This window comes from Micromonospora echinofusca (genome assembly GCF_017614955.1).
Taxonomy (GTDB): Bacteria; Actinomycetota; Actinomycetes; order Mycobacteriales; family Micromonosporaceae; genus Micromonospora; species Micromonospora echinofusca_A.
Genome location: NZ_WVUH01000231.1, coordinates 1 through 11937, shown reverse-complemented (window position 1 = coordinate 11937; position 11937 = coordinate 1). Strand labels below are relative to the sequence as shown.

Genomic DNA, 11937 nt, shown 5'->3' with positions numbered 1-11937 from the left:
CCGCGTCAGATGGGTATAAGAGACAGGGCACCCCGCAAGCCGGCCCGACCGGCCCGACCGAAACCGGTCGCCGGTCTCACCCAGGCCCAGATGGACAACGCCAAGGTGATCGTCGACGTCGGTCGCGGGCTCGACCTGCCCCGGCGCGGCCTGATCGTCGCGATCGCGACCGCGATGCAGGAGAGCAACCTCTACAACCTGGCGAACGACTACGTACCGGAGTCGTTCGACCACCCGCACCAGGGAAGCGGTGCGGACCACGACTCGGTCGGCCTGTTCCAGCAACGGCCGAGCAGCGGCTGGGGCGCTGTCGAGGACCTGATGCGCCCCGCGTACGCGGCCCGGCAGTTCTACCTGGCCCTCCTGGAGATCGTCGGCTGGCAGGACATGAGCGTCGCGGGTGCCGCCCAGGCCGTCCAGGTCTCCGCCTTCCCCGACGCCTACGCCCAGCACGAGGAGCGGGCCAGCACGGTGGTCGGCGCGCTGACCTGACCGGCCCGCCGGCCGCTCCCGGGGGCGGGCTCACCGCATCCGGCTGGAGTTCCGGTCCGCCGGTTCCTCGGGGAGGCGCCCGCTGCGGGTCGCCGCGCCCCGGGTCGCCGGTACACCACCGGCCGCGCCGGCCGCCGCCGTCGGGGTGTCCACCGGCACCAGCCGGACCGCGCGGAGCACCTCGTCCACCCGGGCCTCCCGCTGCCGCCGGGCATGCAGCGCCGCCTCGAAGTCCCGGCGGGCCTGCACCGCTTCGGCGTAGACCTGCTCGCGCAACTGCCGGGCCTCCTCCTGGGCGGTCATCAGCTCGGTGCGCGCCCGGGCCCGGATCGCCTCCGCCTCCGCCTCGGCGTCGTCGAGCGCCTGGGGGCGCGCCGCCTCCGAGCCGGTACCCAACAGGTCACGCAGCCGGTCGGCCTCCTGCCGGATCAGGTCCAGCTGTGTCGGGTCCGCCGCGCCGGCCCGCGCCCGGTCGGCCAACCGGGCCAACCGGGCGTCGAGGTCGTCCAGGCACGAATCAACCTGGTGCTGGTCGTAACCGATCCCCACCACGGAAAACCGCATGCTTTCGCCCCCCAGGCAGCCGGTAGTTTCCCTTCCCACCTGGAATCCTCGCCAGCACGCCGACAACCGGGGGCGGTTTGAGAGAAATGTTCGTCATCCGCAGGGTCGGCCTTCCCGGACACCAGGCCCCGCACCACCTGCCGACAACGAACCGGGATCCCGCGCGGCCCGTCGCCGACCGGCCAGGCGGGCCGACGCCAACCGGACCGAACCGGCCGGACGGACCCGGTCAGGCCCGCTTGGGCAGGACCACGACCCGACCGAAGAACTCGTCGATCCGGCGTACCACGTCGTTGAAGTCGTCGAGGTCGATCGGCTTCGTGACGTAGGCGTTGGCCTGGAGGGTGTAACTGCCCACGATGTCGGTGTCCGCGTTCGACGTGGTCAGTACGACGATCGGAATGGTCCGCAGGTCGGGGTCGCTCTTGACCTCACCGAGGACCTGGCGGCCGTCCATCCGGGGCATGTTCAGGTCCAGCAGGATGACGTCGGGCCGACGGGCCTCCGTGTGCCGCCCCTCCTGCCGCAGGAACTCCATCGCCTCCTGGCCGTCGCCGACCACGTCGATGACCTTGTCGACGTCCGAGTCCTCCAACGCCTCCTCGATCATCAGCACGTCGCCGGGATCGTCGTCCACCACCAGGATGCGAACCGGGCTCGGCGTACCTGCACCCATGACTACCTGCCTCTGTCGTTGGTGGGAGAACCCCCGGACGGCCACCCGATCCCGGAGAAAGTAACCGATCAGCGGTCGCCGGGCGCGGTGGGGGCGGACATGTCCGGATCCCCGTCGTACCGGAGAACCTCGGCGAGTCCGCTGATCTCCAACACCCGCAGTACCCGCCCGTGCGCCCCGGTGAACCGCAACCAGCCCCCGGCTGCGGCGCTCTGGTTGTCACCCCGGACGAACGCGGCGAGCCCACTGGAGTCACAGAAGGTGAGGCCAGCCAGATCAGCCAGTAACCGGAACCGCCCGTCGGCGTGCAGCCGGTCGATCGCGGCGTTGAGTTCGGGTGCCGCGGCCATGTCGAGTTCACCCTCCAGCCGGAGGCAGGCAACCGCGTCACGCAGCACGTACGAGACGGTGAAGGTCACGGCAGTCCCTCTCACTCACACCGCACGCAGATGCTTGCAGTGCAGCAAGTATAGGGCGGACCGCTGGATGGACCACCACTGGCCGGCCCGGCTCAGCCGCCCGACAGGGCGGCGGGCGCCTCGGCCACCGCCCGCCCCTCGGCCAGGAACCGCCCCGCCCGGGGGAAGTCCCGGAGCAGCCCCGCGAAGTGCTCCAGGGTGCGTACCACCGCGGCCGAGGGCACCCCGCGACCGGCCAGGATCCCCACCAGCCAGTCGACGAACTCGGTGAAGAGACCCGCGTCGTCCACATACAGCGCAGCGGCCAGGAAGTCCACAATGTACCCCAGGTCGGCGGTGGTCGAGTCGACCTGCGCCGGCGTGTACGCCCCGACCGCCGGGACCCGCTCCCGCAGGTCGGCCAGCCCGCTCTCGATCAGCTCGGCCCGACGGCGGCAGAGCGCGGGATACTCGTCGTCGGTCAGGTGGGCCAGGTCCGGCTCGGGTGGACGGGCCAACGACCACTCGTCCGCCAGCAGCGACGCCGCCGTCGGGCCGTCCGGCGCCCAACTGGCCCCCAGGCGTCGGGCCCACCGACCGTCGACCCCGAACCCCCGTCCGCCGACCAGCACCGGCACGTCCGCCCGCTGGCAGGCCTCGATCATCCGGTGTGCCTGCGGCAGTCGCATCGAGATCGCGCAGGCCAGGGCCACCGCGTGCACGTCGTGCCGGTGCAGGTACGACACCAGGTGCGCAGCCGGCACACTGGCACCGAGGAAGGTGACATGCCAGCCCCGTAACCGGAGCACCTCGGCGACCAGTCGGGGCGGCAGGGCGTGCCACTCACCGTCCATGCAGGCCACCACGATCCGACCACGCACCGGGCGTGGGCTGGCGTACGACGAGACCGCCGCCACCACCCGTTCACTGATGTGCGTGGCGGCGTGCTCCTGCGCGACGCTCCACTCGTTGCTCGCCCACCACTGCCCCACCTGTGCCTGGGCGGGCGCCACCAACTCCAGCAGGATCCGCTCCGCGGTGACCCCGGCGGCGAGCAGGCCGAGGGCGACGTCGACCGCCGCGTACTCGTCCGCCTCGGCGAGACAGTCGAGGAAACGGGGGAAGGCGGCCACCAGATGACTGGTCGCGGTGTCGGTCGATGCCACTGGGGCGGTCTCCTAGAGGTCGTCGCTAACCGGCGCCGCCGTCGGCCCGTACCGTGAGGGCCGCGATGTCGTCGTGGTCGCCGTCGGTCAGCCAGTCACAGGCCAACTGCTCCACCCGTTCCGCGAGAGCCGCCGCCGGCATCCGGTGGCAGCCGGTCAGCGCCTCGACCAACCGCTCGGCACCGTACATCTCGCCGCCCAGGGGACCACCCCGGGCCTCGGTCACCCCGTCGCTGTAGAGCAGGCACGTCTCCCCCGGGGCCAACCGCAGATCGACCCGACCGATCCGCGGATCCGGCACCACCCCGATCAGCATGCCCCGCAGTGGCACGGTCTCCACCTCCCCCGAGGCCCGCAGGACCAGCGGCGGGAGATGACCACCCCCGGCGAGGGTCAACGCGGCACCGCCGTCCGGGGTCGACCGGGCGACGCCGACCACCATGGTGGCGAACCGCCCCTGCCCGTGTGCCTGGGTGGTCTCCAGCAGCGCGTCGTTGAGCAGCCCCAGCAGTCGTGCCGGATCATGCTCGACCCGGCGCAGCGCCTGGAGGCACTGCCGGAGCTGCCCGGTGAAGACCGCCGCCTCCACCCCCTTGCCGGAGACGTCACCGAGGAAGAACAGCACCCCACCGTCGGCCAGGACGTGGGTGCCGTAGAAGTCACCGCCGATCCGCAGTCCGGCCTGGGCCGGCCGGTAGGCGGTACCCCAGCGCAGACCCGGGGTCGCCACCGGCTCGACCGGTACCAGGCTGGCCTGGAGGGTGTCCGCCACCCGGGTCTGCTCGCGGTACAGCACGGCGGTGGTGAGCGCCGCCCCGGCGCGGGCGGCGAAGGCCCGCAGCAGCGCCTCCTCCCCCTCGTCGAAGGGCCGGTCCGCCGACCGGGTCACCAGCAGCGCGCCGACCGGGGCTGCCGCGCCGGGTACCGGCACGACCCGGGCGATGCGGTCCGGTTCGGCGGGACCGGGCAGCCAGCCCGCCCCGGCCGCCTGCTCGACCAGCCAGTCGACGGTGTGCGGCTCGGCACCGGAGAGAGCCTGCTCGATCGCGGGCGGCAGCCCGCCGACGGCGAGGACCCCCCGGTCGACCACGGCGGGACCGGCACCGTCCCGGACCGCCCGGAACCAGCCGGCCCGACCCGCGCGGGGCGCGAGGACCAGCACCGCCACGTCGGCGAGGGTCGGCACGGCGAGCCGGGTGGCCGCCGCCGCCGCCCGGTCCGGGTGCAGGGGATTGCCCAGCTTCTCGCCGACCCGCGCCAGGAAGGCCGACCGGGACTGCTCGGCGAGCAGCGCGTCCGCCCGCTCGACGGCCTCGGTGACGTCCTCGACGTACCACCCGCTGCCGCCGTCACCCAGCGGCACCCGCCGTACCCGCAACCGACGGCCGGCGTGGGTCAGGTCGCCGTCCCGCTCCCCCGTGGTCGCCATCGCGGCCAGCTCGGGTACGGCGGAGGCGGTGAGGGCGTCACCGGGACGGACGGTGGGCAGCAGACGCGCCGCCCCGGGGCTGACGTGCTGTACCACGCCGTCCGGGGCGCAGACCAGCAGACCTTCCCGGAAGTGTGCGACGATCTCGGACCAGTCGGGCGGGAAGACCCCGGCCGCAAGGTGGGTGCGTGGGGGGACCGCCCCGGCGTCCGTGGACGGACCACCGGAACCGACGGACCGCGTCGGCACCCGGCCGGGATTCGACGTGGAGATCCGCCCGTCGCCGGGATCCCAGTCCCGGACGTGGGTGGCAGTCACCAGCTGTGCCCCCACTCCTTCTCGGTCCCCCGGCGGGCGTGGACCCGGTGTGGTCCCGCTTTCGACCACCCTACGCCGGATCCCCGAACCTGCCATCCGGGCACGTTCGCGGGTCGGGCTCGGCCAGCAGGTTCGTACCGGGTGCGTTAGGGTCTGCTGCTGCCAGGGTCAGCGCGTTTCGGAAGGGCATGGTCGTCGTGCTTCATCGGAGGAAACTGGAGGCCACTCCGCTGAAGATGACGGTCGACCGGAGCGACGCCGGGTGCCCGGTGGTCGTCGTCTCCGGTGACCTGGACTTCACCACCATCGCGCCGTTGCGCACCGAGTTGCAGAACCTCCTCGACCAACGGCCGGGCACCATCGTCCTCGATTTCGGTGGGCTCTCGTTCATCGACAGCACCGGTCTGTCGATCATCGTGCACACCTGGCGCAGTGGCCACGACAGCGGCACCGCCCTCCACCTGCGCAACACGCCGAAGTTCCTCGCCACCATCCTCGACATCACCGGAGTGGCCGGTCTGCTGGCCCGCCCGCCGGAGGGCGACTCCGACGGTTCGGCCGTCCCGGCCTGACCGGGCCGCCGGGCGGGGTGACGATCTCCTCGGCCTGCTCCGGTTCGGCGTACCACCGTCAGGCGGGTGCGGGTTGCCGTTGCGGTGCCGGCGGCGCAGTTGCTGGTACGGCGGCCTCGGCACGGTCGGTGGGCTGGTCGATGTCGTCCGGCTCGCCGGCCTCGGGAGCCTGGAAGAGGTACCGGACGAACTCCACACCGGCCTCGTTGTCGTCCGCACCGGGCCACTGCCCGATCGCGTCGACCCCGATGACCTCCCGGTTGGCCGCGTCGGTGTCCTCCACCAGGGCCCACAACGTCACCGGGTAGCACCGGGTGGCACCTGGGGTGAGCTGCCAGCGGGCGTACCAGCCGGGTCGAGCCGGAACGATGTCGACGATCCTCTTCATGGCGTGACCTGCCCTCCCGTTGCCGCGGAAGTCTTTCGGTCCAGCTCGATGCTCGCCGCCCGGGGGGTGAGGGTCCCTCACCCCGGTGAGATGAATCATCCGGCGGCCCTTCCCGGTACACCAGCGGACGAGACGGCGGACGAGTCGGCGGACGACGGCAGCCGACCGGCGCGCGACCGGGGACCGTCGTTTCGCCCCTGGGGCACCGGGAAGGCGGGCGGGGAACCCAGCGGAGAGAGGTGGACATGCGTAAGCAGATGGAGGGTGACAACAAGCGCCGCCGTGCCCTGGCCCGGCAGGCCCGGGAGCGGGGCCGGCGCCCCAGCGAGACCGGTGCCACCCTGGGCGCGTCGAAGCAACTGGAGCACCTGGACCGGACAAAACGGGACGGTCCGCCGGCAGCCGGACAGCACAAGCCGCAGAGCAGCCGCGGTGGCCCGGCACCGCCCCCGGCGGCGCCCGCCGAGCGGACCTGGCCCCGGCCGCACCCCGACCTGGCCGCCGGACCGCAGGTGACCACGGTCGGCTACCAGGACCTGGTCGGGGACGTGGGTCGCCGGGCCGGACTGGACTTCGACCAGGCGCGGGCCGCCGCGGAGGCGACGGTGCTGGCCCTGGCCCGCGCCCTGGACGAGGCCGACCAGGCCCGGCTGCTGGACGCGGTACCCACCGAACTGCACGACGACGTACCGCTGGCCACCATCAGCCGCCGCCCCGACCTGCCGGGCTTCCTGTCCGAGGTGGCCCGGATCAGCGGCCGGACCCCCGAGCAGGCGCGGTACCAGGCGGAGGCGACCCTGGCCGCCCTGGCGGAGCAGGACCCCGACCTGGTCGACGAGCTGGAGATCCCCGCCGACCTGCGCGGACTGCTCGGGACGACCGAACCGGGCGGCGGCCTGGTGGCGCCGACCGGACGGACCGCCGGACTCACCGACGGTGAGATCCGGGAGGAACTGGCCGAGTTGCCGTACTGGTCGGGCGACACCCGGGCGCTGTCCCGGACCATCGAGCTGCCCCCGGCGAACCTGGACCGGGTGCTGGACCAGGTCGCGCAGTTGCGGCAGCGGACGGGGCGGGGGCCGACGGTGAGCCGACCGACCGGTTCGACCGCCGTACTCACCGTGCGCAGCCGGACGGCGGACACGGTGACCAGGGCCGACATCGAACTGGCCCACCGGTTGGACGACCTGGTCGAGGAGGCCGCCGGCGGCATCGCCGGCTGACCGGCCGGGTCCGGCCCGGCGACCGGCACCGGTCCGGCACGCGGACCGCCGCCGGGTCGGGGGCCCGGCGACCGGCACCGGTTCGGCTAGCCTGCCGCAGGTGGGGCGGGCAGAGCACGGACTGACACTGGTACCGGACCGGACCCGACCCGGTGGCCGGATCCTGCTGGCCGACGGGGTGCCGCAGTCCTACGTCGACGTGACCGACCCGACCTACCTGCATTTCGAGTACGTCCGTCGGATCGCGGCCACCATCGACGTGAGCGCACCGGCGGGCGTACCACTGCGCGCCCTGCACCTGGGCGGCGGCGCGCTGACCCTGCCCCGCTATCTCGGGGCCACCCGGCCGGACTCGGCCCAGGTGGTGGTGGAGCGGGACCCGGCGGTGGTCGAACTGGTGGCCCGGGAGCTTCCCGCACTGCCCGCCACCGTGGCGGTACGGGTGGCCGACGCCCGGGCGGCGGTGGCCGCCGAACCGGCGGACGGCTTCGACCTGGTGGTGGCCGACGTCTACCAGGCGGCCCGGATGCCGGCGCACGTGGGCACGGTCGAGTTCGTCCGGGAGGTGGCCCGGGTGCTCCGCCCGGACGGCGTCTACCTGGTCAACCTCACCGACCTGCCGCCGCTGGTCTTCTCCCGGGTCCAGGCGGCCACCCTGCGGGAGGTCTTCGCCGAGGTGTGCCTGATCGGTGCCCGTCGGATGCTCGGCGGGCGGCGGTACGGCAACCTGGTGCTGGCCGGGTACCACCGGGCCGGCCGGTTGCCCCTGGAGCGGCTCGCGTCGCGGCTGGCCCGTGACCCGGAGCCGGGTGGGCTACGCCACGGCGCGGAGCTGACCACGTTCGTCGCCGGTGCCCGGCCGGCCCGGGACCCGCAGGGCTGACCGGCGACCTGGAATCCGCAGGGGCTGACCGGCGGCCCCGGTCCTCCCGACGCTCCGGCTGGTTCCCGGCCGGTCCCGCTGGTTTCCCGGCGATGCGGCCGGGTAGCCGCGCGGGATGACGGGACGGGCCGACGACCGGACCACCGCACGTCGCGTGGCGATCACCATCGGTCTGGTCCTCGCCACCGCACTGGGGCTGCTGCTGGTGTACGCCACCCGGCGGGTCCTGGTCTGGCTGCTCGTCGCGGTCTTCTTCGCGGTGGCGTTGAACCCGGCGGTGGACTGGACCCAGCGCCGGCTGGCCCGCAACCGGTCCGTCGCCACCCTGTTGGTCTTCCTGGCCGCGTTCGGCCTGCTCGCCGCCCTGATCGCGGTGATCGTGGTCCCCCTGGTCGACGAGGTGGCCCGGTTCACCAACCAGCTACCGACGATCCTGGACGAGGCCCGCGCCGGACGGGGACCACTGGGCCGGCTGCTGGACCGTACCGGCCTGCTCCGGTACGCCGAGACCCATCAGGAACAGGTCCGGCAGTACGGCGACCGGCTCCGGGAACCGACGTTGGGTGTGGTCCGGGGGGCGTTCACCGCGGTGGCCGGGCTGGTCACGGTGGCGGTGCTGGCGTATCTGATGGTGCTCCAGGCGCCGAGGCTGACCCGGGGGCTGGTCGGCCTGGTCAACGACGGACACGGTGAGCGGCTGCGCCGCATCGGGCGGGAGTCGGCCCGCACGGTGACCGGGTACCTCAGCGGGAACCTGCTGATCAGCGTGATCTGCGGCGGGTTGACCTTCGTCGTCCTGGTGGTCATGGGGGTGCCGTTCGCCGGGGTGATCGCCCTGCTGGTCGGCATCGCCGACCTGGTACCGCTGGTCGGGGCCACCATCGGGGCGATCGCGGCGGCCGGCGCGGCCTTCCTGCACTCACCCCGGGCCGGCATCGTGGTGCTGGTCTTCTTCGTGGTCTACCAGCAGGTGGAGAACCACGTACTGCAACCCCTGATCCTGTCCCGGACGGTCCAACTGAACCCGTTGACGGTGCTGGTGAGCATCCTGCTGGCCGCCGACCTGGCGGGCATCCTCGGTGCGCTGCTCGCCATCCCGGCGGCCGGGATCATCCAGATCCTGCTGCGCGAGTTCGGGGTACGGCGGCGGGTCCGGGCCCTCGACGGCGGAACCCCGGAGCCCGGGACCGCCGACTGACCCGGGCGCACCGGCCGGCGGTCGGGCGCCGCCCGACCACACCGACACCGGCACGGGACGCCGGGGGTGCCTCCCCCGGCGTCCCGTGCCGTGGCGGTCAGCGCCGGTACGCCGGCACCTCCGGCGAGGTGCTCTCCAGCGGTACGGCGTTCGCCGGGATCAGGCCGAGTTGCACCGCCGGGCGGGGCAGGGTGGCGTCGAGCATCCAGTCGGCACCCACCCGGGCCCGGTTACCGGGCATGGCGAGCAGGTGGTAGCCCCGGGTCACCGCCTTCGCGGGCAGCCCGGAGAGGGAAACCTTCAGCGGGTTCGCCGCCGCGTCCCGGCCCCCGAGATCCACCACGAACCCGAGGTCGTGGTGCCGGTACGGCCGGCGTCGGCCCTGCCCGTAGGAGGCGGCGACGTTGTGCGCGACGAGCCGCCCCTGTCGCTGGGCGTGCTGCGCGGTCATCGTGCAGACCTGGCCGGGGCGGGTCAGGTCGGGTACGGCGGCGGCGTCACCGCAGGCGTACACCTCGGGGAAACCGGGCACGTTCAGGTACTCGTCGACGACCAGCCGGCCCTTCTCGGTCCGCAGGCCCAACTCGGCGACGAACGGGTCGGGGCGTACCCCGACGCACCAGACCAGGGTGCAGGTGGGGACGTACTCGCCGTCGGTCAGCCGTACCCCGTCGGGGGTGGCCTCGGCCACCGAGGTGCCCATCCGGACGTCCACCCCGCGCCGGTCGAGGACCCGTTGCGCGGTCCGGGACATCCGCTGGTCCAGCTCGGGCAGCACCCGGGGCGCCACGTCGAGCAGCATCCACCGGGGCCGGATGTCCAGGTGCGGGTGCTGGGCGGCCAGCGCGTCGGTGAAGAGCTGACCGTGGGCGGCCACCTCGGTACCGGTGTAGCCGGCGCCGACCACGACGAACGTCGAGCGGGCCGACTGCTCCGCCGGGTCGCGGGTGAGCTGCGCCAGCTCGATCTGGCGGACGATGTGGTCGTGCAGGTAGAGCGCCTCGGGCAGGCCCCGGAAGCCGTGGGCGTACTCGGTGACCCCGGGGATGGGCAGCAGTTTGTTGACGCTGCCGACCGCGAGGACCAGCCGGTCGTAGGCGAGCTGGCCGGGATCGCCCTCGGGCTGGGTGTAGTGCACCCACCGGTTGTGCAGGTCGACCCGGTCGGCCTCGCCGATCACCACCCGTACCCCGTCGAGGGTGCCGGTCAACGGCACGGACAGCCGGCTCGGTTCCAGTACGCCGGCGGCCACCTCCGGCAGCAGCGGCAGGTACAGGAAGTAGTCGGTCGGGTTGAGCAGCACGATCTCGGCCCGGTCCCGGGCGACCCGGGCCAGGGTCTTCGCCGCGTGGTAACCGGCAAACCCGGCCCCCACGATCACCACACGTGGTTTCGTCATGCCCGCAGCTTCCCGGCCAACGGCCGGACAAACGTACCGGCTGGAGCGGCCGGCTTCCCCGTTTCCAGAATGACCTCCCCTCGTTGTGCATTTGGCACAAATGCCTTATAACGGGGGATAAGACATATGGACCAGAGAACCAGAAGATGGCGGCTGCTGGCGTCTGCAGGAGCAGCCGGCACGGTCGCGGCCATGGCCGTGCTGGCCGCGCAGTCCGGCGCCGCTCCGGTCGGGCCGATCGACCCGGTCGCGGCGACCCTGGGCTTCACGGTGATGACCGAGGGCGACGCCACGGTGCTGAACAGCGAGAACGAGGGCACCCTGGCGGTCGGCGGCGACCTGCGGTTCGGCAACTACCAGTTGGCCCTGAACACCGCCGGCTCATTCATCGTCCCCGGCGACACCAATCCGACGGCCCTGGTGGTCGGCGGCCGGGTCGACTTCGCCGGCAGCGTACCCGGCACCCGGTTGCAGATCCTGCAGAACGGCTATGCCAAGATCGGCGACCTGACCGGCACCTTCGTCCGGAACACCGACAACAACGGAGCCCTGGTCAACACCCGGATCCTGCCGGTGAACGACTACGACGCCTTTCCCCGGATCGAGCTGGTGACCCGGCAGCCGGTCAGCAGTGTCGGCCCCGCCTCACCGATCGACTTCGCCGGCGCGTTCGCCACCTTCCGCAACACCTCGACCGAACTCGGCACCTGCCTGAACACGCTCATCCTGCGCACCCCGAACGGGGATGTCCTGCCCAGCCCCATCCCGCCGGGCAGCAACGCGGTGGTCAGCCTGACGCCCGGACAGACCAACGTGCTGAACATCAGTGCGACGGACCTGGCCAACATCGCGATCCTGACCTTCGCCACGCCGCCCACCGCCGACACCCCCCTGCTGGTCAACGTGGACACCAGCGACGTGGGTGACAACTTCGCCTGGCGGGTGCCGAACTTCGCCGGGATCGGCGGGCCGCAGGCCCGGTACATCCTGTTCAACTTCCCCACCGCGACGTCGGTGACCCTCACCCCGGACGGGGCCACGCTGGAGGGCACCATCTACGCCCCGAACGCCACGGTCACCGATCTGAGCGCCAGCAACACCGAGGGCAACATCATCGCCAGCACCTACACGCACAACGGCGGCGAGGTGCACGACTTCCCGTTTTCCACCACGTTGAGCTGCCAGAACGCCGATCCGACGACGTCCCCCACCGCCTCTCCGACGGTCCAAC

The 11937-nt window shown here is 72.7% G+C and carries 12 protein-coding genes and 1 pseudogene; 6 read left to right on the top strand and 7 right to left on the bottom strand.

The annotated features are described in order from the left end of the window. Window positions 1-492 (top strand): annotated as a pseudogene (locus GSF22_RS22895) (hypothetical protein); the annotation flags it as partial. Window positions 493-522: 30 nt separating this feature from the next. Here the strand turns inward: GSF22_RS22895 and GSF22_RS22890 are convergent. The 5 genes from GSF22_RS22890 to GSF22_RS22870 all read right to left on the bottom strand — a co-directional run bounded on the left by GSF22_RS22890 (window position 523) and on the right by GSF22_RS22870 (window position 5043). Continuing rightward, window positions 523-1056 (bottom strand): ATPase, encoded by a 534-nt coding sequence (locus GSF22_RS22890; RefSeq protein ID WP_208815792.1) that lies wholly within the window; start codon window positions 1054-1056, stop codon window positions 523-525. A 229-nt stretch (window positions 1057-1285) separates the two neighbouring features. Beyond that, a complete protein-coding gene (locus GSF22_RS22885) occupies window positions 1286-1732 on the bottom strand; it encodes a response regulator (protein ID WP_208815791.1) in 447 nt (148 codons plus the stop codon). A gap of 68 nt (window positions 1733-1800) precedes the next feature. Next, window positions 1801-2151, bottom strand: coding sequence for an STAS domain-containing protein (locus tag GSF22_RS22880; RefSeq protein ID WP_208815790.1), 351 nt, complete (start codon window positions 2149-2151; stop codon window positions 1801-1803). Between the two features lie 92 nt (window positions 2152-2243). Next, a complete protein-coding gene (locus GSF22_RS22875) occupies window positions 2244-3296 on the bottom strand; it encodes a cobalamin B12-binding domain-containing protein (protein ID WP_208815789.1) in 1053 nt (350 codons plus the stop codon). A 25-nt stretch (window positions 3297-3321) separates the two neighbouring features. Beyond that, the gene (locus GSF22_RS22870; RefSeq protein ID WP_208815788.1) at window positions 3322-5043 is read right to left on the bottom strand and encodes a PP2C family protein-serine/threonine phosphatase; all 1722 of its coding nucleotides are present in this window, start codon (window positions 5041-5043) and stop codon (window positions 3322-3324) included. A gap of 236 nt (window positions 5044-5279) precedes the next feature. Between GSF22_RS22870 and GSF22_RS22865 the strand changes: the two genes are divergently transcribed. Then, window positions 5280-5615 carry an STAS domain-containing protein gene (locus GSF22_RS22865; protein ID WP_244368256.1) on the top strand — a complete coding sequence of 112 codons (336 nt, stop codon included), beginning with the start codon at window positions 5280-5282 and terminating at the stop codon, window positions 5613-5615. Between the two features lie 58 nt (window positions 5616-5673). Here the strand turns inward: GSF22_RS22865 and GSF22_RS22860 are convergent, their stop codons facing one another. Next, a complete protein-coding gene (locus GSF22_RS22860; protein WP_244368254.1) occupies window positions 5674-6003 on the bottom strand; it encodes a hypothetical protein in 330 nt (109 codons plus the stop codon). A gap of 245 nt (window positions 6004-6248) precedes the next feature. On the opposite strand from GSF22_RS22860, the gene GSF22_RS22855 reads away from it, so the two are divergent. From GSF22_RS22855 to GSF22_RS22845, 3 genes are all read left to right on the top strand, one after another. Next, window positions 6249-7226: a DUF2267 domain-containing protein gene (locus GSF22_RS22855; RefSeq protein ID WP_208815786.1), complete on the top strand. Its 978-nt coding sequence runs from the start codon at window positions 6249-6251 to the stop codon at window positions 7224-7226. A 91-nt stretch (window positions 7227-7317) separates the two neighbouring features. Then, window positions 7318-8109 (top strand): spermidine synthase, encoded by a 792-nt coding sequence (locus GSF22_RS22850; protein ID WP_439957799.1) that lies wholly within the window; start codon window positions 7318-7320, stop codon window positions 8107-8109. 115 nt (window positions 8110-8224) lie between these two features. Continuing rightward, a complete protein-coding gene (locus tag GSF22_RS22845) occupies window positions 8225-9307 on the top strand; it encodes an AI-2E family transporter (RefSeq protein ID WP_244368252.1) in 1083 nt (360 codons plus the stop codon). Window positions 9308-9404: 97 nt separating this feature from the next. On the opposite strand, the gene GSF22_RS22840 is transcribed toward GSF22_RS22845, so the two are convergent. Next, window positions 9405-10706 (bottom strand): NAD(P)/FAD-dependent oxidoreductase, encoded by a 1302-nt coding sequence (locus GSF22_RS22840; RefSeq protein ID WP_208815784.1) that lies wholly within the window; start codon window positions 10704-10706, stop codon window positions 9405-9407. A 192-nt stretch (window positions 10707-10898) separates the two neighbouring features. Here GSF22_RS22840 and GSF22_RS22835 point away from each other — a divergent pair. Further along, window positions 10899-11937, top strand: a 1039-nt coding sequence (locus tag GSF22_RS22835; RefSeq protein WP_244368250.1) for a choice-of-anchor A family protein, incomplete at its 3' end; no start/stop codon positions are given.

Bases quoted from the DNA above. Each gene is read 5' to 3' on its own strand.
- GSF22_RS22855 (WP_208815786.1), top strand. From the start codon at position 6,249: ATGCGTAAGCAGATGGAGGGTGACAACAAGCGCCGCCGTGCCCTGGCC.
- GSF22_RS22890 (WP_208815792.1), bottom strand. From the start codon at position 1,056: ATGCGGTTTTCCGTGGTGGGGATCGGTTACGACCAGCACCAGGTTGAT.
- GSF22_RS22860 (WP_244368254.1), bottom strand. From the start codon at position 6,003: ATGAAGAGGATCGTCGACATCGTTCCGGCTCGACCCGGCTGGTACGCC.
- GSF22_RS22845 (WP_244368252.1), top strand. From the start codon at position 8,225: ATGACGGGACGGGCCGACGACCGGACCACCGCACGTCGCGTGGCGATC.
- GSF22_RS22885 (WP_208815791.1), bottom strand. From the start codon at position 1,732: ATGGGTGCAGGTACGCCGAGCCCGGTTCGCATCCTGGTGGTGGACGAC.
- GSF22_RS22865 (WP_244368256.1), top strand. From the start codon at position 5,280: ATGACGGTCGACCGGAGCGACGCCGGGTGCCCGGTGGTCGTCGTCTCC.
- GSF22_RS22840 (WP_208815784.1), bottom strand. From the start codon at position 10,706: ATGACGAAACCACGTGTGGTGATCGTGGGGGCCGGGTTTGCCGGTTAC.